General features: G+C 68.7%; 25 protein-coding genes. 4 read left to right on the top strand and 21 right to left on the bottom strand.

Annotation, left to right across the window (positions count from 1 at the left end; all coding sequences use genetic code 11):
* Positions 1–12 precede the first annotated feature (12 nt).
* The 8 genes from AC1Q9M_RS24700 to AC1Q9M_RS24665 form a co-directional block, all read right to left on the bottom strand.
* Positions 13–834 (bottom strand): sugar phosphate isomerase/epimerase family protein, encoded by an 822-nt coding sequence (locus AC1Q9M_RS24700; RefSeq protein ID WP_444688799.1) that lies wholly within the window; start codon positions 832–834, stop codon positions 13–15.
* Between the two features lie 38 nt (positions 835–872).
* The gene (locus AC1Q9M_RS24695; RefSeq protein WP_382163806.1) at positions 873–1,649 is read right to left on the bottom strand and encodes an ABC transporter ATP-binding protein; all 777 of its coding nucleotides are present in this window, start codon (positions 1,647–1,649) and stop codon (positions 873–875) included.
* A gap of 115 nt (positions 1,650–1,764) precedes the next feature.
* Entirely contained in the window at positions 1,765–2,781 is a 1,017-nt protein-coding gene (locus AC1Q9M_RS24690; RefSeq protein ID WP_382322524.1) for an ABC transporter substrate-binding protein, read from the bottom strand.
* 73 nt (positions 2,782–2,854) lie between these two features.
* Positions 2,855–3,631, bottom strand: coding sequence for an ABC transporter permease (locus AC1Q9M_RS24685; RefSeq protein ID WP_291120880.1), 777 nt, complete (start codon positions 3,629–3,631; stop codon positions 2,855–2,857).
* A gap of 19 nt (positions 3,632–3,650) precedes the next feature.
* The gene (locus tag AC1Q9M_RS24680) at positions 3,651–4,715 is read right to left on the bottom strand and encodes a dihydrodipicolinate synthase family protein (protein ID WP_492436256.1); all 1,065 of its coding nucleotides are present in this window, start codon (positions 4,713–4,715) and stop codon (positions 3,651–3,653) included.
* Positions 4,716–4,719: 4 nt separating this feature from the next.
* Positions 4,720–5,559 (bottom strand): GNAT family N-acetyltransferase, encoded by an 840-nt coding sequence (locus AC1Q9M_RS24675; RefSeq protein ID WP_492436254.1) that lies wholly within the window; start codon positions 5,557–5,559, stop codon positions 4,720–4,722.
* Positions 5,546–6,601, bottom strand: coding sequence for an NAD-dependent epimerase/dehydratase family protein (locus AC1Q9M_RS24670; protein WP_291120876.1), 1,056 nt, complete (start codon positions 6,599–6,601; stop codon positions 5,546–5,548). Before AC1Q9M_RS24670 ends, AC1Q9M_RS24675 begins: the two co-directional genes overlap by 14 nt.
* A 129-nt stretch (positions 6,602–6,730) precedes the next feature.
* Positions 6,731–7,378, bottom strand: coding sequence for a TetR/AcrR family transcriptional regulator (locus AC1Q9M_RS24665; RefSeq protein WP_492436252.1), 648 nt, complete (start codon positions 7,376–7,378; stop codon positions 6,731–6,733).
* Positions 7,379–7,489: 111 nt separating this feature from the next.
* On the opposite strand from AC1Q9M_RS24665, the gene AC1Q9M_RS24660 reads away from it, so the two are divergent.
* Positions 7,490–8,089, top strand: coding sequence for a type IV toxin-antitoxin system AbiEi family antitoxin domain-containing protein (locus AC1Q9M_RS24660; protein WP_382322530.1), 600 nt, complete (start codon positions 7,490–7,492; stop codon positions 8,087–8,089).
* Positions 8,086–8,988 (top strand): nucleotidyl transferase AbiEii/AbiGii toxin family protein, encoded by a 903-nt coding sequence (locus AC1Q9M_RS24655; protein ID WP_492436250.1) that lies wholly within the window; start codon positions 8,086–8,088, stop codon positions 8,986–8,988. Before AC1Q9M_RS24660 ends, AC1Q9M_RS24655 begins: the two co-directional genes overlap by 4 nt.
* A gap of 13 nt (positions 8,989–9,001) precedes the next feature.
* On the opposite strand, the gene AC1Q9M_RS24650 is transcribed toward AC1Q9M_RS24655, so the two are convergent.
* The 3 genes from AC1Q9M_RS24650 to AC1Q9M_RS24640 are packed head-to-tail and all read right to left on the bottom strand — an operon-like array spanning position 9,002 to position 12,187.
* Positions 9,002–10,102 carry a nucleoside hydrolase gene (locus AC1Q9M_RS24650; RefSeq protein WP_382152458.1) on the bottom strand — a complete coding sequence of 367 codons (1,101 nt, stop codon included), beginning with the start codon at positions 10,100–10,102 and terminating at the stop codon, positions 9,002–9,004.
* A 6-nt stretch (positions 10,103–10,108) separates the two neighbouring features.
* On the bottom strand, positions 10,109–11,089 hold the full coding sequence (locus AC1Q9M_RS24645; protein WP_492436248.1) for a Bug family tripartite tricarboxylate transporter substrate binding protein: 981 nt from the start codon (positions 11,087–11,089) through the stop codon (positions 10,109–10,111).
* A 9-nt stretch (positions 11,090–11,098) separates the two neighbouring features.
* Positions 11,099–12,187 carry an adenosine deaminase family protein gene (locus AC1Q9M_RS24640; RefSeq protein ID WP_492436246.1) on the bottom strand — a complete coding sequence of 363 codons (1,089 nt, stop codon included), beginning with the start codon at positions 12,185–12,187 and terminating at the stop codon, positions 11,099–11,101.
* 83 nt (positions 12,188–12,270) lie between these two features.
* Between AC1Q9M_RS24640 and AC1Q9M_RS24635 the strand changes: the two genes are divergently transcribed.
* A complete protein-coding gene (locus tag AC1Q9M_RS24635) occupies positions 12,271–13,239 on the top strand; it encodes a LysR family transcriptional regulator (protein WP_382322533.1) in 969 nt (322 codons plus the stop codon).
* Here the strand turns inward: AC1Q9M_RS24635 and AC1Q9M_RS24630 are convergent.
* From AC1Q9M_RS24630 to AC1Q9M_RS24605, 6 genes are read right to left on the bottom strand one after another with little or no spacing between them, the layout of a single operon-like run.
* The gene (locus tag AC1Q9M_RS24630) at positions 13,226–14,185 is read right to left on the bottom strand and encodes a Bug family tripartite tricarboxylate transporter substrate binding protein (RefSeq protein ID WP_444688790.1); all 960 of its coding nucleotides are present in this window, start codon (positions 14,183–14,185) and stop codon (positions 13,226–13,228) included. The two genes, AC1Q9M_RS24635 and AC1Q9M_RS24630, sit on opposite strands and share 14 nt — an antisense overlap.
* Positions 14,186–14,197: 12 nt before the next feature.
* Positions 14,198–15,199 (bottom strand): Bug family tripartite tricarboxylate transporter substrate binding protein, encoded by a 1,002-nt coding sequence (locus AC1Q9M_RS24625; protein WP_382322535.1) that lies wholly within the window; start codon positions 15,197–15,199, stop codon positions 14,198–14,200.
* Positions 15,200–15,242: 43 nt separating this feature from the next.
* Positions 15,243–15,446, bottom strand: coding sequence for a hypothetical protein (locus tag AC1Q9M_RS24620; protein ID WP_382322536.1), 204 nt, complete (start codon positions 15,444–15,446; stop codon positions 15,243–15,245).
* Positions 15,443–17,029 carry an FAD-dependent oxidoreductase gene (locus AC1Q9M_RS24615; protein ID WP_382322537.1) on the bottom strand — a complete coding sequence of 529 codons (1,587 nt, stop codon included), beginning with the start codon at positions 17,027–17,029 and terminating at the stop codon, positions 15,443–15,445. Before AC1Q9M_RS24615 ends, AC1Q9M_RS24620 begins: the two co-directional genes overlap by 4 nt.
* A gap of 19 nt (positions 17,030–17,048) precedes the next feature.
* Positions 17,049–17,858, bottom strand: a complete 810-nt coding sequence (locus tag AC1Q9M_RS24610) for an alpha/beta fold hydrolase (RefSeq protein WP_382327843.1) — start codon at positions 17,856–17,858, stop codon at positions 17,049–17,051.
* A gap of 8 nt (positions 17,859–17,866) precedes the next feature.
* Complete coding sequence (locus AC1Q9M_RS24605) at positions 17,867–18,421, bottom strand: cupin domain-containing protein (protein ID WP_382322539.1); 555 nt, start codon at positions 18,419–18,421, stop codon at positions 17,867–17,869.
* A 116-nt stretch (positions 18,422–18,537) separates the two neighbouring features.
* Here AC1Q9M_RS24605 and AC1Q9M_RS24600 point away from each other — a divergent pair, with 116 nt between their 5' ends.
* Positions 18,538–19,458 (top strand): LysR family transcriptional regulator, encoded by a 921-nt coding sequence (locus AC1Q9M_RS24600; protein WP_382322540.1) that lies wholly within the window; start codon positions 18,538–18,540, stop codon positions 19,456–19,458.
* Here AC1Q9M_RS24600 and AC1Q9M_RS24595 read toward each other — a convergent pair.
* The 4 genes from AC1Q9M_RS24595 to AC1Q9M_RS24580 form a co-directional block, all read right to left on the bottom strand.
* Entirely contained in the window at positions 19,451–21,097 is a 1,647-nt protein-coding gene (locus AC1Q9M_RS24595) for a M48 family metalloprotease (RefSeq protein WP_492436240.1), read from the bottom strand. The genes AC1Q9M_RS24600 and AC1Q9M_RS24595 overlap by 8 nt on opposite strands.
* A complete protein-coding gene (locus AC1Q9M_RS24590) occupies positions 21,087–21,380 on the bottom strand; it encodes a hypothetical protein (RefSeq protein ID WP_382322542.1) in 294 nt (97 codons plus the stop codon). The genes AC1Q9M_RS24595 and AC1Q9M_RS24590 overlap by 11 nt, the downstream gene beginning before the upstream one ends.
* A gap of 95 nt (positions 21,381–21,475) precedes the next feature.
* Entirely contained in the window at positions 21,476–23,029 is a 1,554-nt protein-coding gene (locus AC1Q9M_RS24585) for a CHASE2 domain-containing protein (protein WP_492436238.1), read from the bottom strand.
* Between the two features lie 114 nt (positions 23,030–23,143).
* Positions 23,144–23,719, bottom strand: a complete 576-nt coding sequence (locus tag AC1Q9M_RS24580) for an NYN domain-containing protein (RefSeq protein WP_492436236.1) — start codon at positions 23,717–23,719, stop codon at positions 23,144–23,146.
* Positions 23,720–24,510: the final 791 nt, after the last annotated feature.

Raw genomic sequence — 24,510 nt, 5'->3', positions numbered from 1 at the left:
GCGGTCATTTCCTCAATGCAGGGCCTCCAGCAGGCCCCGCAGGTAACCGATGGCGCGGGCGGCGGCCATGGGGCCATCGGGTTGGTAGTCGAAGGGCTCCACTGCCACCCAGCCGGCGTAGCCGTGCTGGCACAGCGTGCGCAGGATGTCGGCGAAGGCCAGCGCGCCCTGGCCGGGGCCGCGCAGGTTGGGGTCGTTCACCTGCACGTGGGCGAGCAGGCCGGTGGGCAGCCAGCGCGCGAGCACGGCAGGCACCGGCTCGGCCTCGGCGCGCGCGGCGGCGCAGCAGTCGAGCATGGTGCGCAGCGCGGGGCGGCCGATGGCGCGCACGATGGCGGCGGCCTCGGCCACGGTGTGGATGAAGTCGGCCTCGGGCGCGGCCAGGGGTTCGATGCAGTAGACGACGCCGGCCGCCTGCGCGTGCGCCGCCACGGCGGCGAAGGCCTCGATGCCGCGTTCGCGCGCTGCGGCTTCCTCACCCGGCGGCAGGCGGCGCTGCGCGGGCGAGCCGTGCACCAGCACCGCGCCGCCGAGGTCGGCGCAGAGGTCGATCTGGTGGCGCAGGGTGTCGAGCGTGCGGGCGCGCACGGCGGTGTCGGCCGAGGTGATGGACAGGCCCGCCGGTTGCCGCAGCAGCCAGTGCAGGCCCGAGACCTCGATGCCCGCGTCCGCCGCCGCGCGGCGCAGTCCGCTGCGCCGCGCGCTCGACAAGGCTTCCTCGCCCAACGTGAAGGGCGCCACCTCCAGCCCGTCGTAGCCCAGGGCGGCCGCCACCTCGCACTGGCGGGCGAACGGCAGCGGCGCCAGCACCTCGTTGCACAGGGCGATGCGCACGGGGCCGCTCTTTCAGCCGCGCGGGCGGTGGCGAAGGTTCACCACTGCGGGCCGGCCCGCGTCTCGCGCCGGCCGGTGGCGCCCGAGAGTTCGGTGTACAGCTCGAAGGACATGCGGCCCAGCGCCGGGTCGGCGCGCGTCTCGGCGGTGCGCGGGCGCGCGATGTCCACCTGGCGGATGTTGGCCACGCGGCCCGGGCGCGGCGACATCACCACCACGCGGTCGGCCAGGAACACGGCCTCGGGAATCGAGTGCGTGACGAAGACGATGGTCTTGCGCTGCCCGCCGCTGCTGCTCTCGCCCCAGATGCGCAACAGCTCGATGTTCATCTCGTCGCGCGTCATGGCGTCGAGCGCGCCGAAGGGCTCGTCCATCAGCAGGATGGGCGGGTCCAGGATCAGCGCGCGGCAGAGCGAGGCGCGCTGCTGCATGCCGCCCGAGAGTTCGCCCGGCCGCTTGTTCGCGAAGTCGCCCAGACCCACCATCTTGAGCAGCGCGTGCGCGCGCTCGCGGTACTGCGCGGGGTTGCCGCCGGAGAGTTCCACCGGCAGCAGCACGTTGTCGAGCACCGAGCGCCACTTGAGCAGCAGCGCGGCCTGGAACACCATGCCCACCTTGGGGATGGGTTTGTCCACCGGCACGCCGTCGACCAGGATGCGCCCGCTGGTGACGGGGCGCAGGCCGGCGATGGCGCGCATCAGCGTGGACTTGCCGCAGCCGCTGGGGCCGACCAGCGCCACGAACTCGCCTTCGCGGATCTGCAGCGAAATGTCGCGCAAGGCCTCCACCGGGCCGCTCTCGGCCTGGTAGATCATGCCGGCATGGTCCACCTCGATGAGGACGCGGCCCGAGGCCACGCCATCCGTTTGTTCTATTGCTGGGCTCATCTCGTCGGTGTCCTGCATGCCTGGTTTCTTGCGCGCTGTGGGCTTACTTGACCGGCAGCGGCATCGCCACCTTGGTGAAGTACTCGGTGCTGAACACCGTCTTGCAATCCACCTTCTTGGGCAGGCCCATGTAGGTGTTGACGATGTCGGTGGAGGCGCACATCTTCTTCTCGTCGATCCAGCCGATGCCGTTGTCGGCGTAGTTCTTGGTGCGCATGAGGTCGAAGCCCATCATCATGTTGGACTCGATGATGGCCACGTCGATCTCGGGCACGCGCTTCTTGAAGATGGCCAGCGCTTCCTTGGGGTTGGCCATCACGTCGCGCCAGCCCATGTACGAGGCTTCGAGGAAGGCCTTGAGCTGCTTGGGCTTGTCGGCCATGGTTTTCTCGCCCGCGATGATGGACATGGCGTAGAGGTCGAAGCCGTAGTCGGCCCACTGCAGGCGCACGGCCTTGCCCGGGCCCATGGCCTTGTCGTAGAAGGGCTGGCCGGTGGTGTAGTCGGCCACGCCGTCCACGCGCTTCTCGGCGATGGAGGCGACCTTGGCGGTGGGCTCGATGTTCACCCAGCTCACCTTGTTCGGGTCGATCTGGTTCAGGCGCGCAAAAGCGGGGAAGGCCAGGCGCTGGCTGTCGCCAGCGGGCGCGGCCACGGTCTTGCCTTCGAGGTCCTTGGGCTTGAGCAGCGGCGCGTCGGCGTGGCTGAAGAAGGTCATGGGCGTCTTGTCGAACACCATGCCCACCATCTTCACGCGCGCGCCGCGCGAGGCGGCCGAGATCACCGGTACCGCGTCGGCCAGGCCGGCGTCGGCGCGGTTGGTGTCCACCTTGGCGATGGAGTCGCCCGAGCCCTTGGAGTTTTCCAGCGTCACGTCCAGGCCGCGCTGGGCGTAGTAGCCCTTGTCCAGCGCCACCCAGTAGGCGGCGTGGTCGCCCACGGCGAACCAGTTGAGGGCGAAGGTGAACTTCTCCTTGGCCTGGGCCGAGGCCGTGGCCGGCAGCAGCGCCAGCAGGGCCGCGCAGACGGCGGCGGCGGAAACAGCGATCCTGGGAGTCATGGTGCTTTCCTTTCGGAGGACGGGTGGGGAAGAGGAGAACGGCGGGGAGGGAAGGGGTTGTTGTTTTGTTTGATCAGCGCGGGGCTTCTTCGGCCCAGGGCGCGAGCAGGCGCGAGAGCAGGGCCACCAGGCCGTACAGCAGCAGGCCCAGCACCGAGATCCACACCAGCGCGGCGAACGCGGCCGGCGTGTTCATGCTGCTCTGCGTGGTGATGATCACGTAGCCCAGGCCCTTCTGCGAGGCCACGAACTCGCCCACCACCGCGCCCACCACGGCCGAGGTGGCGGTGACCTTGAGCGCGCTCAGGATGTAGGGGTAGGCGTTGGGGATGCGGATCTTCATGAACACCTTCCACTTGGGCGCGCTGAACACGCGGCCCAGGTCCACCATGTCCTGGTCGATCTGGGTCAGGCCCACGGCGGTGTTGATGACCACCGGGAAGAAGCCGATCAGCGCGCCGATCAGCATGTTGGGCAGGATGCCGTAGCCCAGCCACATCAGGAACAGCGGCGCGATCGCCACCTTGGGCAGCGTGTTCACGAACACCAGGAAGGGCGTGAGCGCGCGCGAGATGCCTTGCGACCAGGCGATGGCCATGCCCAGCATCACGCCGGCCACACCGGCCAGCACGAAGGCGCCGAGGATTTCCACACCCGTGATCCACGCGTGGCTGAACCAGGGGATCTCGTCGCTCAGCATGGCCTGCCACACCGAGTACGGGCTGGGCAGCAGGTATTCGCGGATGCCGAACACCGACACCGCGAGCTGCCACAACACGATGAAGCCCACGAACAGCCCGATGGCGGGCAGGTAGTGGGCGGTCCAGCGGGCGATTCTGTTTTGCGTCATGGTGGGTTTCTTCTTTCCGTCACGCGAGCCAGCGGCTCAGGCCGGCCTTCACGAAGGCGTCGTCGGCCAGGTCGCCGTGCTCGGCGCACACGCGGTCGATGGCTTCCTTCTGGCCCGGGCTCAGGCCTTCGTTCGGGTCCAGGCACCAGATGCCTTCGAGCAAACCTTGGCGGCGCAGGATCTCATGGCAGCCGGCGATGCAGCCGTGGAAGTCGTTGGCCACGTCGAAGAAGGCGCTGTTGCAGTCGGTCACGCGGCTGTCCAGCGCCAGCATCTCGGCCGTCACCACCGAACCCTTGGCCGCCGACTTGCACAGCTCCAGCATGCGCACCGCGCCCGAGGTCCACACCGACCAGTGGCCGAGCAGGCCGCCCCGGAAGCGCACCGTCACCGGCACACCGTCGCGCGGCACGGTGAAGGGCGTGATCAGGTCGAGCACGATGTGGTCGTCGTTGCCGGTGTAGAGCGTCACGCGCTCTTCGGCGCGCGCCTGCACCAGGCCGCGCACCACGTCCAGCGTGCGGTAGCGGTGGAAGGGCGCGACCTTGATCGCCACCACGTTCGGGATCGCCGCGAAGCGGGCCCAGAAGGCGGCGCTCAGGTTCATGCCGCCCACGGCGGGCTGCAGGTAGAAGCCGATCAGCGGAATCTCTTGCGCCACCGCCTCGCAGTGCGCGATCAGCGCGTCCTCGCTCTGGCCCTTCATCGCGGCAAGGCTCAGCAGGCCGGCGTTGTAGCCCAGGCCGCGCGCGAGTGTCGCTTCGGCCACGGCCTGTTCGGTGCGGCCGCACACGCCGGCCACCATGGCGAGCTCGCGGCTGGGTTCGACCCAGGCGCGCGCGGTCTCCATGGCCAGGCGCAGCACCTCTTCATACAGCCCCACCTCGCGGATCGCGAACTGCGTGGTGTGCACGCCCACGGCCAGGCCGCCGGCGCCGGCATCGAGGTAGTAGCGGCTGAGCGCGCGCTGGCGGCGCACGTCGAGCTGGCGCTGCGCGTTGAGCGCGAGCGGGTGCGCGGGAATGGCCAGGCCCCGGCGCAGCAGCGCGCGGGTGTGTTCGACTTGAGAGGCAGTGAGGCTCATGGGTTCAACCAAATTCGGGACCGGCCAATACGAACAGGCGGTCGTTGACAGAGGCGATGGGGGCGGCGCCGAGCGACATGCGCACGAAGGCGCGCTGGCGCGCGAAACCGGCCTGCTCCAACCAGGCGCGCAGCGCGGCCCAGCGTTCGGGCACATCGAGGAACACGCGGCCGCTGACACCGGCCAGCGCGGCCTGCAGCAGCGAGAGCGCCGAGCTTTCGTCGTCGGCCACCAGCGGGCCGATCTGCGTGGCGCGGCGGCCTTCGCGGGCGATCACGAAACCGGTGCGCGCCGGCGACAGGCCCACGCGCGTGCCGGCACGTTGCAGGAAGTCGGTCAGCAGAAAGCCCCGGCCGCAGCCGTTGGCCTGGGCGTCGAGCGCCGACACCGTGGCGGCATCGGCCGGCGGCGCGGGGCGCGGCTCGGCGGCGGCATCGGCGACCGTGCCTTCCCAGCGCGCGAGCGCGAAACCGTCCTCGAAACCGATGCGCAGGTAGGCATGCTGGCCGGCGGGCGTGGCGTCCAGCACCGGCGTGGCGCCGAGCGAGCGCAGGTGCGCCACGCAGCGCGCCATCAGCGCGGTGGCCAGGCCCTGATGCCGCCACGCGGCGTTCACCAGCACCATGGAGACCCAGCCGATGCCACCTTCGTACGGCAGCGCGGCGGCCGTCGCCACCAGCGGGCCTGCATCGCCGTCGCGCAGGCCGAAGACGCGGCCCTGCGTGATGAACAGGCGCCAGTCGTCGGCGGTCTGGTTCCAGCCCGCGGCGTCCGACAAAGCGAGGCCCTCCGGCACATCGTCCGGACCGAGGATGACCGAGGTCAGTGCCTCAGAAGGCGCCATCCCGGACCTCGAACTTGGTCGGCTTGCCGTGCGCCGGCTGCTCGCGCTTGACCCAGTCGGCCACCCAGTCGAGCATGGCGCCCAGCGGCACCAGCGGGTAACCGAACAGCTTGCCCGCCAAAGTGGTGTCCGACAGCAGCGCGGTGGCCGCCTCCTGCCCGCTCACCTGCGCCTTCACGCCCAGGCGCGCGGCGAACTCGTCCACCAGCCAGCGCACCGAGAGCGTTTCCGGCCCGGTGCAGTTCACCGGGGTGGACGGCACCGTGCAGTGGCGCAGGCAGCGCAGCACCTGCGCGTTGGCGTCGCCCTGCCAGATCACGTTCACGTGGCCCATGGTCACGTCCACCGTCTCGCCGCGGTGCACCTTGGAGGCGATGTCGTACAGCACGCCGTAGCGCATGTCGATCGCGTAGTTGAGCCGGAAGATGCGGCCCGGCGTGCCGTGCTGGCCCGAGAAGTACTCGAACATGCGCTCGCGCCCGATGCACGACTGCGCGTACTCGCCCAGCGGCGCGGGCGGCGTCTTCTCGCTCGCGCCCTGGCGGCCCACCGTGGTCAGCGGGTAGATGTTGCCGGTGGAGAAGCCGACGATGCGCGACTCGCGGAAGGTGTCGGCCACCAGGGCCGGCACGTGGGTGTTCATGGCCCAGGTCAGGGCCTGGTTGTCCTTGGCGCCGAACTTGTGGCCGGCCGCGAAGATGATGTTGGGCACGCGCGGCAGCGCCTCGATGGCGGCGCGGTCCAGCAGGTCGGCGGCGATGGTCTCGATGCCCCAGGCTTCCATGCGCTGGCGCACGGCGGGGTCGCTGAAACGCGCCACACCGATCACGCGCTTGTGCGGCGCGGCGTTCTTGGCCAGGCGCGCGAGTGTGGGGCCCATCTTGCCGGCCACGCCCAGGATCATGATGTCGCCGTCCACCTGCGCCAGGTCGTCGATCAGGGCCTGGCTCGGCCGCGACAGGAATTCCTCCAGCGCCTCGACCGACTCGAAACGAGCCGGCAGCTGCGCGGGATCCAGCAGTGTGACAACGTTGCCTGACATGGCATGACCCTTTTCTCAAACGCGATGGGATGAGCATATGGGCGTGTCAACTTCGTGTCAACCGTTTGGTTGAAATCGGGACAAAGGGTTTGCCCGGATGCGTTCGCGCCCTCGAATGGTGCGGTGGAATCAGGCGCGCAGACCGGCCATGGCGAAGGCCACGACGTGCGCGCGGTAGGCGCCCACCGCGTCGGCCGACGAGAGATCGCGGCTGAAGATGGACGACAGGGTCAGGCGGTTGGAGAAGAAGAAATACGACATGCCGGCGACCGAGATGTAAAGCTCCACCGGGTCGATGCCACGGCGGAACACGCGCGCGCGGATGCCGCGCGCCAGGGTCTTGGCGATGAGCTCGATCAGCGGCGAGTTGGTGTCTCGGATCGCGCTCGAATCGCGCACGTGCTGCGCGCCCTGCGCGTTCTCGTGGTTGAGCAGGCCGATGAAGTCGGGGTGCTCGGCGAGGTAGTCGAACGAGAAACCGATCAGCCTGGCCATCGCCTCCTCGGGCTGCATGTCGCCCAGCTTCAGGCTGCGTTCCTGCGTGCGGATCTCGGTGTAGACCACCTCGAGCGCGGTGCGGTAGAGGTCTTCCTTGCTGCCGAAGTAGTAGTAGATCAGCTGCTTGTTGACGCCGGCGCGGGCCGCGATCTCGTTGACGCGCGCGCCCGTCAGCCCCTTGGCGGAAAACTCCGCGCGGGCCGCCGCGAGGATGGCCGAACGGGCGGCGCTGCTGTCGGCATCGGTGGGGCTGGAAGCGGAAGCGCGGCGTGGTGGCATCGTGGGTCTGCGGCTGGCTGTGCGGTGGGGCGGATTATGTGCACGGTCTCTCGTTAGGTTGAAAATCGCATCACTTGAACAAAAGTAATGCAAATATTAAACTCATACTTCATGAACCAGTCTGACCACATCCTCGAACTGGCCCGGCACCGGCGTGTGCTGCGGGCCGCGGACGTGCGCGAGCAGGGTTGGTCGCCACAGCTTCTGATCCGGCTTCACCACGCAGGCAAGCTGCAACGGTTCGCGCGGGGCCTGTACGGGCTGCCCGACGCCGACATCACCGAACATCAAACGCTGATCGAGGTCTGCCAGCGTGTGCCAAAGGCCGTGCTGTGCCTGCTGACTGCGCTGCAATTCCATGAGATCGGCACGCAACTGCCGCACGATGTGTGGATCGCGCTGCCCGAGGCAACGCAGGCACCGGTGCTGAGCTACCCGACGCTGCGCATCACGCGCCTGCGGGGCGCCGCGTACAGCGAGGGCATCCAGACCGTGATCGACCACGGGACGCCCATCCGCGTGTACAGCGCGGCCAAGACGGTGACCGACTGCTTCAAGTTCCGCAACAAGATCGGCCTGGACGTGGCGCTGGAGGCACTGAAAGACGCCTGGCGCACCCGCAAGGTCACCATGGCCGAGCTGAGCCACTTTGCCAAAATCAACCGGGTGGAGCGTGTCATGCAGCCCTACCTGGAGGCGGTGACGCAATGACCGGCAACCGCTCGGCATCCATCCTGGCCCGGCTGCTGACGCTCGCCAAACAGCGCGGTGATGACTACAACCTGCTGCTCAACCGGTTTGGCACGGAGCGCCTGCTGGCTCGCATCAGCCTGTCTCCCCATGCCGACCGCTTCCTGCTCAAAGGCGCCCTGCTCTTTGCGCTGTGGTACGACACCCCGCACCGCCCGACAAGGGACGCCGACCTGCTGGGCTTCGGCCCCGACGATGAGGCCAACCTGATCGCCACCTTCCGCGAAGTCGCCGCCATGGACCTGGGCGACGGCATGGTGTTCGACCCCGACTCCGTGAAGGCCGATGCCATTCGCGAAGACAACACCTACGGCGGCACCCGCATCCGGCTGGTGGCACGCCTGGGCTCCGCGCGCTGCGCCCTGCAGATCGACGTGGGCTTCGGTGATGCCGTGACGCCGGGACCGCAGACCGTGGCGTACCCCACCTTGCTGGGGGACTTTCCAGCCTCCCTGCTGCGGGTGTATCCGGTCTACACCGTGATCGCCGAGAAGTACCAGGCCATGGTGATGCTGGGGCAGGCGAACAGCCGCATGAAGGACTTCTTCGATCTCGCGGTGATTGCCCGGCGCACGGAACTGGAGGGCGCCACGCTGGCCGCAGCCATCGCCGCCACCTTTGCCCGGCGCCAGACGGCACTGCCGACCGAGCGGCCCTTGGCACTGACCCGGCAGTTCAGCGAAGACGGCGCCAAGCTGCGCCAGTGGCAGGCCTTCCTGAGCAAGAACCGCATCGCGGCAGCCAGCCTTGGAGACACCGTCGCGTTGCTGGATGACCTGCTGTGGCCAGCCACCGAGGTCGCCGCCGCCCACAGTCAGGCAACGGCCACCTGGCGCCCTGAAGCCTCACGGTGGGTATGAGCAGCGGGTCCGGTCAAGGCAAACGCGCGATCTGTTTTTCGAGCAGGCGGTAGAAGCCGTCGATGTCCACCGCGTTGACCCACAGCGTGTTGGCCTTGCGCTTGGTGTAGCCGCGGAAGTCCACCACGGTGGCGCCGCTGGTGAACTCGCCCCGGGTCTCGATGTCCACCGGCACGCGCGCGCCCTTGAACAGCTCGGGCTGCAGCAGGTAGGCGATGACGCAGGGGTCGTACATCGGGCCCACCTTCACGCCCCGGCGGCGCATGGCGTAGTCCATGGCCGAGTCCAGGATGTCGGCCACCACTTTGCCGGCGTTGTTGCCCATCTGGCGGAAGGGCGCGATGCGCTCGGGCGTGACGAGCACGCGCCGCGCGGCGTCGTGCGAGATCGCCGTGACCGGCACGCCACTGCGGAACACCACCGACGCGGCCTCCGGGTCGGCGTACAGGTTGAAGGTGGCGGCCGGCGTGATGTTGCCGCCCACGCCCCACGAGCCACCGAGCACCACCACCTCGCTGATGGCGGCCTTGATGTCCGGCGCCATGTTGAGCGCGGCGGCGATGTTCGTCAGCGGGCCCAGGCCCACCACCACCACGCTGGCGGGCGCGGCGGCGCGCAGGGTGCTGATGAGGTAGTCCACCGCGTGGCCGGGCGCGAGCGGGCCGCGCGGCTCGTGCAGCGTGGGGCCGTCCAGGCCGGTCTTGCCGTGCACGTCGTCGGCGAAGATGGGGTCGCGGATCAGCGGCCGGGGGTAGCCGGCGTACACCGGCACCTCGGTGCGCCCGGCCCAGTCGCGCACGCGGCGCGTGTTCTTCTCGGTCACGCTCAGGGGCATGTTGCCCACCGAGACGGTGAGCGCGCGCACGTCCAGCCGCTCGGGCGCGGCCAGCGCGAAGAGCAGCGCGATGGCGTCGTCCTGGCCCGGGTCGGTGTCGATGATCACGGTGCGCTTGCTCGCCGGAATGGCTGGCAGCTGCTGCGCCGCCACGCCCAGCAGCACCTGGGTCTGCGCGTCCTGCGCGAACGCGGGCAGCAGGCCGGTGGCGGCCACGCTGGCCAGGGCCAGCGAACCGGTGGAAAGAAAACCGCGACGGGAAGCCAGGTCGATGGGCATGTTGTTTCAGTCCTTCAGGTTGAGGGTGGGCACCAGCTTCTGGTTGCGCGCGAATTCGGCCTGGGCGAAGCTGCCCAGCGCCTCGGGTGAACCACTGCCCGGCAGGGCGCCCTGCTCGGCGAGGCGGGCGCGCACTTCGGGGTCTTTCAGCGCGTCGTTGAGCGCGTCGTTGAGCTTGCTCACGATGGCGCCCGGCGTGCCCTTGGGCGCGAAGATGCCGGTCCAGGTGAGCACGTCGTAGCCCTTGAGGCCGGGCATCTCGTCGAAGGTGGGCACGTCGGGCAGCGAGGCGATGCGCTGCTTGCCGGTCACGCCCAGCGCCTTGAGGCTGCCGGCGCGCACGTGGGGAATGCTGCTCGCGCTGACCAGCATGGCCAGGTCCACCTGCTTGCCCATCACGTCGTTGGCGATCTGCGCGCCGCCCCGGTAGGGCACGTGCGTGACGAAGATGCCCGAGCGCTGCTTGAGCTGCTCCATGGCGAGGTGCAGCACGGTGCCCACGCCCGAGGTGGCGTAGGTGTATTTGCCGGGCTCGGCCTTGGCGAGCTTGACGAAGTCGGCGTAGCTCTTGATCGGCAGGTCGGTGCGCGCCACCAGCAGCATGGGCGCGGTGTTGAGCATGCCCACCGGCACCAGGTCCTTGAGCGGGTCGAAGCGGTAGGCCGCCGGGTTGGCCAGCTTGCCGATGGCGATGGCGCTGTCGGGACCGGCCACCAGGGTGTAGCCATCGGGCGCGGCGTTCACGGCCTTCTGCAGGCCGATGGCGCCGCCGGCGCCGGCCACATTCTCGATCACCACGGTCTGGTTGAGGCGCTCGCCCAGTTTGGTGGCGACCTGGCGGGCGATGAAGTCCACGCTGCCGCCGGCCGTGAACGGCACGATCAGCGTCACCGGTTTGGCCGTGGGCCAGGCGGGGCCCTGGGCGTGGGCCGAGAAGGCCAGCAGCAGCGAGGCGGCGAGGACGAGGCTTGAGCGTTCGTGGGCCATGGGGGTCTTTCAGGTGGGGATGGAAGCGGAAGAAAAAGAAGTGGCGCGCAGCGCGTCGAACTCGGCGGACCACTCGGTGCGCCAGCGGCGGCGCTGCGTGTCGTCGATCCACGCGCCGTCCAGGCCGTTGTGCATGAAGCCGCGCAGGTCGTCGAGGTGGAAACCGAAGTCGCGCACCATCATGGTCCACGCGCCGGTGGGCGTGACGTGGTGCAGGGTGGGGTCGTCGGTGTTGGGGTGGATGCGCAGGCCCAGGCCGGGCATGCGACGGATCGGGTGGTCCAGCGCCCAGCGCTCGGGCGGCAGCGTGCGCAGGTAGTAGGAGTTGGTGGGCACCACGGTGAACAGCACGCCGCGCCCGGCGCAGTAGCGCGCGAACTCCGGGTCGTCCACCACGGTGTAGCCGTGGTCGATGCGGTCCACCTGCAGCAGTTCCAGGGCGGTGCGCACGTTGGTCCAGGGCATGCCGAACTCGCCCGCGTGCGCGGTGGTCTTGAGGCCGGCGCGCCGCGCGTTCTGGTACGCCTGCGCGAACAGCTCGGGCGGGCGCTCGTTCTCGCGGTAGTCGATGCCGATGCCGATCACCTCGTCGCAGCGGTGCGCGCCGACCCACTCCACCATCTCGGTGGCGGCCTGCGGGCTGGCTTCGCGGTCCACCGCCGCGATGAGGCGGCCCACGATGCCCAGCGGCCGCTCGGCGTCGCGGATGGCCTGCACGATCGCGTCCTGCGCGGCGGCATAGGGAATGCCGGAGACCCGCACCGTGCCGGTGGGATTCCAGAAGAACTCGGCATAACGCACGTGGTGCGCGGCCGCGTCTTCCAGGTACTCGATGGTGAGGCGGTACAGGTCGGCCGGGGTGCGCACCAGTTGCGCGTCCAGCGAGCGCAGCACGCGCAGCACGCCCACGGGTTTTTCGCCACGGGTGTAGAAGCCGGCCACTTCTTCGTCCGTCAGCGGCGCGCCGGCGCGGCGGTTCAGCTCGGCGAAGGTGTCGCGCCGCACCGTGCCGAACAGATGGCAGTGCAGCTCCATCTTCGGGATGGCCTGCAGAAAGCGGTCCAGGGCCTGGTCGGCCGGGTCGGTCGGGGGGGGCATGCGGCCAGTCTAGGCAGGCGTGCTTGATAAGAGAAGTTTTAAGTTTCTATAATTTCATTCATCCGATTTATCACCAGGCCGCCGTGGAAAACCCCGCCATCCGCGCGCTCACGCTGCGCCACCTGCAGTTCTTTTCCGTGCTGATGCAGGAAGGCCACTTCGGCCGCGCGGCCAAGCGGCTGGCCATCACGCAGCCGGCGCTGAGCAACGCCATCAAGCAGATGGAGAAGCTGCTGGGCGCGCAGCTGCTCACGCGCAACACCCACCGGCTGGAGATCACGCCGCTGGGCACCGAGGTGCTGGCGCGCACCGACTTTCTCGTCAACACCGTGGACCTGGCCCTGCAGGACATCCACCACGTGGTGCAGCGCGGCCGCGCGCTGGTGCGCGTGGGCGTGATCCCCTCGGCCAGCACGCGGCTGGCGGCGGCGGTCAACGCCTTCAAGCCCACGGGCGGGCCGGCGGTGGAATTCGTCTGGCGCGACGCGCCCTCCACCGTGCTGCTGCAGGAGGTGCGCGAAGGCCGGCTGGACCTGGCCCTGGCCGCCATCACCGAGCCGCCGGGCGGCCTCACCTGCATCGACCTCTTTCAAGACCCGCTGGTGCTGGTGGTGCGGCGCGACCACCCCTTGGCGCGCGAGGGCAAGGCGAGCTGGAAGGCCATCGGCCATGAACGCCTGGTGCTGTTCGAAAGCGGCAGCATGCCCGCCCTGGGCGAGCCGGCGCGCGCGCAGTTCGGCCAGCAGGGCGCGCAGGCGCCGTACCACGTGCGTTACTCGGAAACGCTGTACGCCCTGGTGCGCGGCGGCATGGCGCTGGGCCTCATGCCCCAGCTCTACACCACCTCGCTGCACGACCCCGAGCTGGCCGTGCTCGCGCTGCAGGACCCGCGCATCGAACGCCGCGTGGTGCTGGTCTACCGGCCCGGCCCCATGCGCAACGCGGCGGCGAAAGACTTCATCGACTTCCTGCGCGAGCACCTCACCCAGCCGAAGAAGCCGAAGGTGAGGCGCTTCACGCGCAAGGCCGGACCGAAGCTCAGTCCAGGCTGACGTTGGCCGCCTTGGCCACCGCGCTCCAGTCCGCCCCCTCGGCCTTGATGACCGCCGCCGTCTCCTCGGGGCTGCGCCCGGTCACGTGCAAACCCTGCGCGTCCAGGCTCTTCTGGAACTCGGGGTCCGAGGTGATGGCCTTGATTTCGGCGGACAGCCGCGCGATCACCGCCGCCGGTGTGCCCGTGGGCGCGAACAGGCCGATCCATGCGTTGCGCGCGGTGCCCAGGCCCTGGTTCTTCAGCAGCGGCACACCGGCGAAGCGCGGCGAGGGCGTGTCGCCCAGCACGGCCAGCGCGCGCAGCTTGCCCGCGTCGATGTGCTGCGCCACCAGCGAGTACGACAGGCTCGACACCTGCACCTGGTCGCCCAGCAGGCCGTTGAGCGCGGGCCCGCCGCCCTGGTAGGGCACGTCCACGATGCGCGCGCCCAGCTTCTCGTTGACCTGCGCCATGAACAGGTGCGACGAACTGCCGATGCCGAAATGGCCCCAGTTCAGCTTGCCCGGGTGGGCGCGGTCGTACTGCACCAGCTCCTGGATGCTGCGGATCGGCAGGCCCGCGCTCACCACCACCGCCGTGTCGATGCGGCTGATCTCCGAGATCGGCGCGAAATCGCCCACCGCGTACGGCAGCTTCTTGTAGATCGCGGGGTTGATCACCAGCGTGTCGCTCAGCAGGATGCACAGCGTGTGCCCGTCGGGCGCGGCGGACTTGCAGGCGTTGGCGCCGATGATGCCGTTGCCGCCCGCGCGGTTCTCCACCATCACCGGTTGGCCCAGCTGCTTCGAGAGCCGGTCGCTCACGCGCCGCGCCACGAGATCCACCGGGCCACCGGCCGCCAGCGGCACGATCACCTTCACGGCGCGGCTCGGGTAGGCAGTCTGTGCGCCGCAGGTGCCGGCGAGCACGGCCAGCGCGAGGGTCAGGAAAGGGGTTGTCTTCATGGCTCAGTCCCCTCAGTCCAGTTGAATGCCGGTCTGGCGCACCAGCTCGCCCCAGACCTCGCGGTCCTTCTTCAGGAAGGCGGCGAACTCTTCCGGTGTCTGCGCGCGGGTGCGCATGGCCATGGTCTGGTTCTGCTCGCGCATGGCGGGGGTCTGCATCGCGGCGGTGATCTGCGCGTTGAGCTTGTTGACGATGCCGCGCGGCGTGCCGGCCGGCGCCATGAGGCCGAACCAGGTGAAGGTGCCGGGGTCGCCCACGCCGGCCTCGGTCAGCGTCGGCACCTCGGGCAGCTGCGCGGAGCGCGTGGGCGCCAGCACCGCCAGGGCGCGCATCTTGCCGGCCTTGGCCTGCGCCACGATGCCGGGGTTGCCCACCGACACGTAGAGCACCTGGATGTCGCCCGTGAGGAAGGCCTGCATCATCGGGCCGAAGCCGTTGAAGGGCACGTGCAGCAGGTCGGTCTTGGTGGCGCGCTTGAGCCACTCCATGGTGAGGTGCGTGTCCGAGCCGTTGCCGAACGATCCGTAGGCCAGCTTGCCCGGGTGCTTCTGCGCGTGCGCGATCAGCTCCTTCATGCTGTTCACCGGCACCGAGGGCGAGACGAGGAAGACCATGTCCGGCACCACCAGCGGCGTGACCGCCTCGAAGTCCTTCGCGGCGTCGTAGGGCAGCTTGCGGTAGAGGTGCGGGTTGATCGACAACGAACTGCCGCTGACCACGCACAGCGTGCTGCCGTCGGGCGGGGCCTTGGCGCAGGTGTCGGTGCCGATGATGGTGTTGGCGCCGGGCCGGTTCTCCACCACGAAGGAGGGGCCGTTCTTCTCGGTGAGGATCTGGCTCAGCAGCCGCGTCACCACGTCGGGCGCGCCGCCCGCGCCCAGCGGCACGATGAGGCGCACGGGCTTGGTGGGGTAGGCTGCCTCGGGCTGTGCCCAGGCGGGGGCCGCGCAGGCCAGGGCCAGCGCGCCGACCGCCAGGCGGCCCAGGCCCATCCAGCTTGTCGTTGTCTTCATGTCTCTTGTCTCCTTGTTGTCAAAAATCCGGAACAGGGTTCGCCTAGCCCGAGAGGTGCCGGCCCGCGCGCTGAATGCGATCGGCCAGCAGGCCGGCCGGCGCGCCGGCGGCCAGCAGGATGACCAGCTTGGTCAGGAACAGCTCGCGCTGCGGCGCGGGCACCTGGTCGATCGCGCCGGCGAGGTCGACGAAATCGCGTTCGGCAAAGGTGGCCGAAGAAGAGGCGTTGTCGGTGGTGGTGCTCATTGCAGTTCCTCGGTGCGGGCGGCGCACAGGGCGATGTTCAGGGCTTCGTCCACCTGCTCGGGCGTGGCCTCGCGCCAGCGCGCGGCCACCCGGTTGTCGGGGCGGACGAGATAACAGCTGCCCGGGCGCGCGTCGAACAGCCGGCCCACGGTGCTGTCCGCCTCGAAGCCCAGCACCTGCAGCGGCAGGGCGGCGAAGCGCGCGGCGTCGGTGAAAGCGATCAGCGTGAAGCGCGGGCCGAAGCGGTCGTACAGGCGTTCGCCCGCCGCGCCGACCACGGCATCGGGCACCAGCGCGCCTGGGCGGCAGGCGGGCCCGAAGTCGCCGCCGGCGTCCGCCGTGTTGAGCTGGCTGTCGGTGCAGTCGTGCGGCGGCGTGGCGTAGGGGTCGAACAGGTTGCCCAGGAAGTTCTCGCTCAGCGAGAGCGACAGGATCGCCTCGCGCACCAGCGCAATGCCCGGCGAGGGCGTGGTGATGAAGATGGTGGTGCGCGTGAGCTCAGCCAGCGTGGCCAGCAGCGCGCCCCGGCGCTCCTGCGTGTACGAGTCCAGCAGCTGCGGGTCGGACACGCCCTGGACCACGCGCGCCAGCTTCCAGGCCAGGTTGTGCGCGTCTTCGTAACCGTGGTTCACGCCGCGCCCGCCGAAGATCGGCACCTGGTGCGCCGCGTCGCCCGCGAACAGCACGCGCCCCGTGTTGTAGGTGGGCAGCGACACCGCGTTGGCCTTGTAGACCGAGGTCAGCACCAGCTCGTAGTTCGGCTCGATGCCCATCAGCTCGAAGTGCGCGCGGATGCGCGCATGCACCTGCGCGGGCTGCATCTCGGTCTCGGCGTCCTGGTCGTCCATCAGCTGGAAGTCCAGCCGCCACATGTCGAACGGCGCCTTGTGCATCAGCACCGTCTTGCCCGGCAGGTAGGGCGGGCTGAAGAACAGGCGCCGGCCTTCGGGCAGCGGCTCCTTGCAGAGGATGTCGTTGATGACGAAGCGCTGCGAATACGAGGTGCCCTCGTAGTCGATGCCCACGCTGCGCCGTGTGAGGCCGCGCGGGCCGTCGGCCGCCACGAGGTAGGCCGCGTCCAGCGTGCAGGCGCCCTCGGGCGTGGACACCGAGAGCCGCACCCCCTCGTCGCCCGCCTCGATCTGCGTCACCGTGTGCTGGTAGCGCACGTCCGACAGGCCGCTGGCCAGCAGCTCGTCGAGCAGCAGCTGTTCCATCCAGCACTGCTGCAGGTTGGTCTGGCCGTGTTTCTCGTGCGGCGGCGAGGCGATGTTCATCGAATGCACCTCCTGGCGGCCATAGAAGGTCCAGCCGGCCGACCAGGTGAGCGACTTCTCGAGCACGCGCTCGCCCACGCCGAGCTGGTCCAGGATCTGCATCGAGCGCCGGCTCATGGCCAGCGCGCGGCTGCCCTTGGAAATCGTGTCGCGCGCTTCGAGCACCACGGTGCGCACGCCCTCGCGGGCCAGGCCGAGCGCGGTGGCCAGGCCGACGGGGCCGGCGCCCACGATCACCACCTCGGCCGATGCGTTGTCCAGGCTGGCGAGCGGTTGGAGCGGCAGGGTTTGCCAGTTGAAATACATGGGAGGTTCTCTTTCTCTCTCAACGAAGAAAAGCGAGCAGGGCCCGGTTGAAGGCCTCGGGCTGCTCCAGGTTGCTCAGGTGGCCGGCGCGCTCGATGCGCGCGTGCGCCACGCCAGGGATGCGCGCCAGCAGCTGGCGCGTGACCGGCTCGGGGTACACGCGGTCCTGGTCCGAGGTGATCACCAGCGTGGGGCAGGCGATCTGCTCCAGGCGGTCGCCCCGGTCCTGCCGCGTGGAGGCGACCAGCACCGCCAGGTAGTTCTTCAGGCGGATGCGCTGCATCGCCTCGGCCGCGCTGCGCAGCGCCTCGGGCGCGGCGTCGGGCGCGCACATGGCGCGGGCCTGGTCCATGCCGAAACTGGCCGGCACCTGCCCACCCTGAAACGCCGCCGAGCGCTCGGCGATGAAGCGGTCCACCTCGTCGGCCCCCATCGCGTCAAAACCCGGGCTGCTGTTGGCCAGCACCAGCGAGGCCACGCGCTCGGGGTGGCGCAGCGCCAGCGAGCGCGCCACGCGGCTGCCCATGGACAGGCCCACCAGGTGCGCGCGCGGCACCTGGAAATGGTCCAGCACCGCCAGCAGGTCGGCGCCGAAATCGCGGTGAAAGTCCAGCGCGCCTTCAATGTCGCCGCTGCCGCCGTAGCCGCGCAGGTCCACGCTGGCGGCGGTGAAGCCCTGCTGCGCCAGCGCCTTCATCTGCGCCCGCCAGGTGTGGCGGTCACCGCCCATGCCGTGCACCATGAGCACCAGCGGCCCCTGGCCGGCCACGCTCACCGCCAGGTGCGGCGACGGCGGCGTGCGCGCCACGGTGATCGTCTGCGAGTCCATGGCCCGGCTCAGCCCCGCGCCGGCAGGGCCAGCGCGTCGATCAGCACAAACGCCACCGAGGCCGGCGCCGCCGTGCGGTTGCTCCAGCCGTGGCTGGTGCCGCGCTGCACCAGCACGTCGCCGGTTTTCAGCAGCGTCTCGCCCTCGTCCATCACCGCCCAGATCTCGCCCGAGAGCACGATGGCGTAATCCACCGACGCGGTGGTGTGCATGCCCACCGTCTTGCCCTTGCGGGTGGCCGAGCCGGCCAGGTCGTGGCCCATCGCGGCGAAGGCCGCGTGCTCGTCCCAGCCGTCCATGTAGCCCGCGTCGGGCGGGAACTGCACCACGCGGAACACGCTGCCGCCGGCGGGCGGGGCCAGCGTCACGTCCCCGCAGGGTTCGGCGGCGTCGCTGTTGTCGGCGGGGGTGCGAAAGGTTTTCCAGAGGTCCGTCACCACCGGGCCGGTGGCCGTCGTCCTCAACACGAACGGCGAAGCGCCGTCCTGCACGATCACCGAGCGGCCCGCCGCGTCGTGACCCGTCACCACACGGCGCACCGCGCCGAGCTTGTCTGTAGCCATGGTCTGTCTCCTTGAGCCGCGATGGTAGGGACGGCGCCGGATATGCGATACATGAAAATCGACATGGCAGTTCAACGACAATCGTTGAACTCGAACCCGACCCCGATGGAGCCCGCATGGACCTGAAACTGGTGGACTGTTTTCTGCGCGTGGTCGAAGCCGGCAGCATCAACAAGGCCGCGCTCGACATGGAGATCACCCAGCCCGCGCTCTCGCGCCGGCTCAACGCGCTCGAGCACGACCTCGGCATCCAGCTGCTGGTGCGCGAAGCGCGCGGCGTGAAACTCACCGAAGCCGGCACCCTGCTCTACAACGGCGCGCGGCCCCTGCTGCGCCAGGCCGAGCTGCTGCGCGACGAGCTCGGGCGCGAGGCGCGCACGCAGGTCTCCATCGGCCTGCCGTTCTCCATGCACCGGCTCATCACCGCGCCCTTTGCCGCCGCCGAGATCCAGCAGCGCTCGGCCGTGTCGCTGCGCATCTACGAAGGCTTCATCCACCACCTTCGCGAGTGGCAGCACCAGGGCCTGGTGGACGTGGCCATCATGGACTTCGAGGAAGGCAGCTCACCGCTGCACGACCAGACCCCGCTGGTGCGCGAGCCCCTGCTGCTGGTGGGCCCGGTGGACGCCGGCCTGCGCCCCGACCGCCCCGCCAGCGCCGAGAAGCTGGGCGCGTGCAAGCTCATCCTGCCGGGGCGGCCCAACCTCGTGCGCAAGAGCGTGGACGCCTACCTGAAACGCCACGGCCAGAAGTTTCGCCGCGCGGCCGACGCGGAGACCCTGCAGCTGTGCCTCTCGCTCGTGAAAGACGGGCTGGGCTACACCGTGATGCCCTACTGCGCGATGCACGACTTCCCGCAGATGAGCGAACTCAGCGCCACGCCCATCAAGGGCCTGACCATCACCTGGTCGCTCTACGTGAGCCAGGCGCGCCGCCACAGCGCGGGCGTGCGCTCCACCGCGTTGAGCCTGCAGCGCATGATGCTCGGCTTGGTCGAGCGCGGCGAGTGGCCGCTGGCGCAGGCGGTGGCTACTTGAAGAAGCGCTCCATCAGGCCTTCCTTCTTGATCTTGTCCGTGCGGTCCTGCTGCTTCTGCTCGGCCGGGCTCATGGCGGCCTGGTTGCAGCGCGCGGCCGCGCGCGGGAAGTCCTTCGCGCACGCCTGCGCGCGGCGCTTGGCTTCGTCCCAGCCCTTGGTTTCGCCGTAGAAGCGCACGGCATACGGCATGGCTTCCTCGGCCCGGCTGAAGTACGCCAGGCCCTGGTCCACCACGCGTTGCGCGGCGGGCACCTGGCGGTTGTCCTTCAGCTTGCTGCTGCGCTCCTTGTAGGTGATCCAGGCGCGGTCGGCCTCGGCGTTGAAGTTCGCTTCCAGCATCTGGCTGGGGTCGGCCGCGCGCGGGTTGCGGGGTGCCGGCGGCGCTTCGTTGGTGGCCACGTAGAGCGCGAACAGCGGCACGGCGTGCGAGGCCGTGGGCGCCGCCACCGCCTTGCGCGCGGTCTCGAGCGCGTCGGGCGCGTTCGGGGCGTCGATCACCTTGAAGGCCAGCGCGTAGTTGCGCAACAGGTTCGCGGTGTTGCGCTCCTGGCGCGCGGCGTCCAGCGGCTTCTGCTTGGCCTCCCGCTCCACGGCGACCGCCGGGAAAGCGGCGGCGGTTTCCGCCATCGCGTCCAGCCGCTTGAGGGTGGAGGGGTGCGAGCCGGCCACCTTCTCAAAACCCTTGGTGAGCTCGAAGGACAACTGGCTGGCCGCGGCCGCCACCTCACCTTGCGCGGCGGCGCCGGTGGCGGCAATGCCCTGGTTGAGCGGGTTGTTGGCCGCCGCACCGGGCCGGGGAGGCGGCGCGGTGGCGGCCTGCGCGCGGATCGCGGCCAGCAGGGCTTCCTGCTGCAGTTTCTCGCGCTTCTCCTGCTCGTCTTCCCAGGTGGCCAGCCGTTCCAAAAATGCCTTGATCCCGTGCTCGTAGGAATACCCGAGCTTGTGCGTGAGGCTGAGGCTGAAACGGTCCGCCGCGCTCTCTTCGGACTGGCTGTAGATGGTGGTCACCAGCCCGCGCCCGAGCGTGTAGGTGGTGAGCAGCGTGTCCACCTTGTTCCAGCGCGCCGCCTCGCCGGTCTTGAGCGTCAGGCCCACGCCCAGCCCGAGCACCGAGGTCACGGTGTCGGCGTCGGCCACGGCGCTCTCCAGCTGGTGGTAGTGCAGGTAGATGTGCGCGAACTCGTGGCTGAGCAGGGCGACGAGTTCGTCTTCGCTCTCCATGTCGGTCAACCACGACAGCGAGATGTAGATGTTGCCGGCGCCGGTGGCATAGGCGTCGAGCGCGTGGCTGGCCAGCACGTGTACGCCCCCGGGCCAGTTGGGCACGCCCGCGGCGGTCTTGATGCGGGTGAGCAGGCCGTTCAGGTAGCGCTGCAGCTCGGGGGCGTTGACCAGCCCGAAGCCGCGGGCGCGCTGGTTGAGCACATCTTGCCGCACGTCGGGCCAGGTGCGCGCCACCGGCGGCGGCAGTTCGGCCAGCGGGTTGCTGGGCCCCGAACCGCGGATCTGGGATATGACGGGCAGCGAGGCAATGCTCTGCGGCATGGTCTCGCAGCCGGCCAGCAAGCCCACCGCGAGCAAAGCCGCTGCCAGTGCGGGTGCGCCACCACCCGGAAGCCGGCGACGGTCAGCACGCATTCTTGCCGGCTCCGGGGGTGCTGGTGGTCTGGGTGGTGGGCGCGATGCGGGCGGTGGTGCAGCCGGCCGAACTCCCCCGGCTGATGCGCACCTGCGGCCCTCTCACCCAGTAGTCTTTTCCTTTGTAGTTCACCCGGTGATGGCCCGCCTTGGTCTCCAGCACGTTCATCGGCAAGTCGGCCAGCGTGGCTCGCGTGTCCGTGCCCGAGTCGCCCACGTTGTTGTACAGATCCAGGGTGGTCTGGTTGCTGGGCATCAGGCCCACGATTTGGGACTGCGCCAAGGCCCATGGGCTGGCGAAGACCGCGAAAAGACCGATTGCAATGACCTGATTTTTCAAGAGACACCTCGCCTGAAATCTCAAAACAATGGGTGAATTCACATGGAAGGCGTTGCCCGCCTGGGCGGCGCAGTGGGCTCGAACAGAAAGTTCTTCAACCGCCGGACGACGTCCAACCCCTCGGCCACCAGCGTCATGCCCACCAGCTCCGCCACCGGCACCATCCCGATCCGAAAAACTTTTTGTAACAACGCGATCAGAATCATGGCGGCAATGGTCTGCAGCGTCAATCGAACGATCCAGCCCAGCCCCTTCAAAAGCCGCGGGGTCGCCCATTTGGCCCATTCGGGCGATGCCCGGTAGCGCCTGCGCCAGCGCTGAAAGTCCGGAAACGCATGGAGGTGGCGCCAGAACGCCCACACCCGGCGCCGAACCAGATTCCACAGCAGGTGGATCAGAAAGACCACGGCCACCACCACCAGGGACGGCAGGAACAGCTCCTTGCGCGAGGGCTTGTCCCATTCGGCGCTGACCAGGTACCGGTCGCCAAAGGTCAGGAAATTGTCCAGCGCCATGGCGTGCACGTGAATCCCGGGCAGCAGCCCGTGCACGGGCGAGTGAACAAAGTCGTTGTAGCCCGGCACGTTCGCCCCCACCATGACGAACTTGTCCTTCAGGTGGGCATTGATCTCCACCGGGTTCATGACATTCAACTGGTCCATCGACAAGGTGGCGTGGTAAGGGCACAGCGGCAGCTTGTCCTCGGGCTCCCAGAGTTTGCGCAACACCCCGGGAATCAGGCGCGACCAGCTCGGCTCACCCCGGATGCAGTTCTTCAGGGTCGCGGCGCGCTGCTCCTTGGCCGAGTTGAGGCCCCACACCAGCGCCATCGGGCCCACCTCCGGGCCCAGTTTCTTGTCCAGTTGGGCCATGGCCAGGGCGGCGCTGCGGTAGGTGGGATCCCCCGGGGCGCCCGGGCCGTGGCGCCAACCCTCGACGGTGCGGTGGCGGCTCAGCTCGTAAGTCCAGGCCAGGCCGTCGAGCGGATCGGGGAAATAGTCCACCCCCACCAGGGTGGCGCACGCCGCCATGCCCTTGTCATTCATGAGTTCCTGGCGCACCGCCAACGGTGTCAGCCCGTTGGACGGCAGCGCCGCCAGAAACACCGGGACTGCATGCTCCTTCTTCTTCGGGTTCTGGATCTCGCACAGCGCTTCGGCCAGTTGCGAGATCGTCTTGTCGTCTCGCACCTGGCCGAACGTGATGTCCAGAAAAATGGCCTTGGGCAGCGCGTTCGTGTCTGCCACCAGGCGCTTGAGGTTGCTGGCGTGCTCCCCGTAGCTGATGGGCCAGGCGCTGCCCGTGCCGGTGAGAAATTCTTCGTCGTACAGAAGAACGGTGATCTGGTCGCGGGCTTGCGGGAGATAACTCCATTGCGCGGTAAGCGGCGCCTGGGCCCGGGCGAGGAAGCGCGTCAACACCGCGCCCTTGGCATTCAATGCATCGCCGATCGCCAGAAAGACGATCGACACCAGCATGAGCATCACGACCGACAGCAAAAGAATGGGCCACCGTGGGCAGCGCCATTGCTTGCTGTTGTCGCAAAAACTCAATGCCTCCTTCAGCCACTGGAAGCGCGCTTGCTCACCCACATCAGCCCCCCGCCCAATGCCATGCGATCAGGAATGATCAAGGGCCGCGCCGCGAATTGCAAGCAAATGTATTCGCCGCGCGATGCGCGGCCGGCCGGCCGGGGGGCGCGCCGGCTAGGGGCGCGGCAGCGGTGCGGGGGCAAGCCCCTGGCGCATCAGCAGATCCACGCTGCCGCCGCCTTTCGGCGTGCCGTGGGCGTTGTTGTTCTTGTCGCCATCGCTGCCGTCCAGAAACACGAACTCGTCGCAGGCCGCCACGAACGCGGGCGAAGCGCTGTGCTGGCCGAAGCCGTAGACCACGTGTCCGTGCTCCTGAATGCGACCCACGAGGCCGACGAAATCGCTGTCGCAAGAGACGATGCAGATGCCGTCCACCCGGCCCCGGTGCAGCCGCTCCATCACGTCCATGATGAGCGCGGCGTCGCTCGCGTTCTTGCCCTGCGAGTAGTGGAACTGCTGCACCGGCCGGATGCCCAGCGGATGCAGCCACTTCTTCCAGGAGAGCAGGAAGTCGGTGGTCCAGTCGCCATACGCGCAGCACAGCGTGGGCCTGCCGCGCTGGTTGACCAGCCGCATGAGCTGCTCGGCGTGCTGGCCGCTCACGTTCTCGGCGTCGATGTAGACAGCCAGACGCGGGCGGCGGCGATGGTGGTGGGAGAGATGAGACGAAGAAATGCGGGGATGTTGCATGTGCCTTCCCTATCAGGTGGGTGATACCACCGCCCCCTTTGTGAGGGGGCGGTGGCCCGAGTGGGTTGGCATACCGAGACCGCGTTAACGACCGGCGAGACTTGCGTCTCCCCGCCCGGGCCACCAAAACTGGAAGCACAGACGAAGGACAAGATGGCCGCAACGAAGAAACATTGCGGCCATCTCAGTAAACGCGGTCTTCAGGATGCCAATCCCGGTCGTACTTTCGATGTACGACGTGGGGAGTATAGGGGAGGGGCACCACCACTCGCGCCAGGACAACGAAAGCGCGGCGAGTTCGTGAATCTCGATGAACGACTAACGGATAGGCCGCAATTCGTGGACGTCTGACTGGGTGCCGCGATTCAGGTTTCAATCCTGTCCGGCACTCCCCCGGCAGCTCGGCTCGATTCAAGCGTTAGGCGTCACAATCGCACAAGGACCCTTTTAAGGAGAGTAAAAGTGCAAGTGCTACGCAGAGGAGTAATCGAGGAACTAAGAAGAAACCTGAATCGTGGGTTCCTTACTACCCACTCGTTCAGCACAGAGTTCAACGCCCAAGACGGAACTCTTGTGAAGGTGGTGTACCTCGACCGACCGGAGTTCAGCTTCTCGCTTTTGCATCCTCAGACAGCGGTGAACCAAACTTCTATATGGAAGACCACTGAGTCACCGGGTCGTCACTTCAATTCGCCGGAAACGTATGAGCACCCTCTGTTGTCTTCCGCTGAAAACTGACCCAGTTAGAGCTGCAATTTCCATTTAAAGCTGACCCACGTAAGAACCCTATC

The sequence above is a fragment of the Hydrogenophaga sp. GW823-FHT04C09 genome (assembly GCF_058796355.1).
Note: the sequence above shows the minus strand (reverse complement) of the source record. Positions and strands in the feature narration are given on the sequence as shown.

Bases quoted from the DNA above. Each gene is read 5' to 3' on its own strand.
- AC1Q9M_RS24690 (WP_382322524.1), bottom strand. From the start codon at position 2,781: ATGACTCCCAGGATCGCTGTTTCCGCCGCCGCCGTCTGCGCGGCCCTG.
- AC1Q9M_RS24670 (WP_291120876.1), bottom strand. From the start codon at position 6,601: ATGTCAGGCAACGTTGTCACACTGCTGGATCCCGCGCAGCTGCCGGCT.
- AC1Q9M_RS24630 (WP_444688790.1), bottom strand. From the start codon at position 14,185: ATGAAGACAACCCCTTTCCTGACCCTCGCGCTGGCCGTGCTCGCCGGC.
- AC1Q9M_RS24615 (WP_382322537.1), bottom strand. From the start codon at position 17,029: ATGTATTTCAACTGGCAAACCCTGCCGCTCCAACCGCTCGCCAGCCTG.
- AC1Q9M_RS24665 (WP_492436252.1), bottom strand. From the start codon at position 7,378: ATGCCACCACGCCGCGCTTCCGCTTCCAGCCCCACCGATGCCGACAGC.
- AC1Q9M_RS24640 (WP_492436246.1), bottom strand. From the start codon at position 12,187: ATGCCCCCCCCGACCGACCCGGCCGACCAGGCCCTGGACCGCTTTCTG.
- AC1Q9M_RS24600 (WP_382322540.1), top strand. From the start codon at position 18,538: ATGGACCTGAAACTGGTGGACTGTTTTCTGCGCGTGGTCGAAGCCGGC.
- AC1Q9M_RS24580 (WP_492436236.1), bottom strand. From the start codon at position 23,719: ATGCAACATCCCCGCATTTCTTCGTCTCATCTCTCCCACCACCATCGC.
- AC1Q9M_RS24610 (WP_382327843.1), bottom strand. From the start codon at position 17,858: ATGGACTCGCAGACGATCACCGTGGCGCGCACGCCGCCGTCGCCGCAC.
- AC1Q9M_RS24625 (WP_382322535.1), bottom strand. From the start codon at position 15,199: ATGAAGACAACGACAAGCTGGATGGGCCTGGGCCGCCTGGCGGTCGGC.
- AC1Q9M_RS24660 (WP_382322530.1), top strand. From the start codon at position 7,490: ATGAACCAGTCTGACCACATCCTCGAACTGGCCCGGCACCGGCGTGTG.
- AC1Q9M_RS24650 (WP_382152458.1), bottom strand. From the start codon at position 10,102: ATGCCCATCGACCTGGCTTCCCGTCGCGGTTTTCTTTCCACCGGTTCG.
- AC1Q9M_RS24620 (WP_382322536.1), bottom strand. From the start codon at position 15,446: ATGAGCACCACCACCGACAACGCCTCTTCTTCGGCCACCTTTGCCGAA.
- AC1Q9M_RS24680 (WP_492436256.1), bottom strand. From the start codon at position 4,715: ATGAGCCTCACTGCCTCTCAAGTCGAACACACCCGCGCGCTGCTGCGC.
- AC1Q9M_RS24695 (WP_382163806.1), bottom strand. From the start codon at position 1,649: ATGATCTACCAGGCCGAGAGCGGCCCGGTGGAGGCCTTGCGCGACATT.
- AC1Q9M_RS24685 (WP_291120880.1), bottom strand. From the start codon at position 3,631: ATGACGCAAAACAGAATCGCCCGCTGGACCGCCCACTACCTGCCCGCC.
- AC1Q9M_RS24655 (WP_492436250.1), top strand. From the start codon at position 8,086: ATGACCGGCAACCGCTCGGCATCCATCCTGGCCCGGCTGCTGACGCTC.
- AC1Q9M_RS24605 (WP_382322539.1), bottom strand. From the start codon at position 18,421: ATGGCTACAGACAAGCTCGGCGCGGTGCGCCGTGTGGTGACGGGTCAC.
- AC1Q9M_RS24595 (WP_492436240.1), bottom strand. From the start codon at position 21,097: ATGCGTGCTGACCGTCGCCGGCTTCCGGGTGGTGGCGCACCCGCACTG.
- AC1Q9M_RS24675 (WP_492436254.1), bottom strand. From the start codon at position 5,559: ATGGCGCCTTCTGAGGCACTGACCTCGGTCATCCTCGGTCCGGACGAT.
- AC1Q9M_RS24645 (WP_492436248.1), bottom strand. From the start codon at position 11,089: ATGGCCCACGAACGCTCAAGCCTCGTCCTCGCCGCCTCGCTGCTGCTG.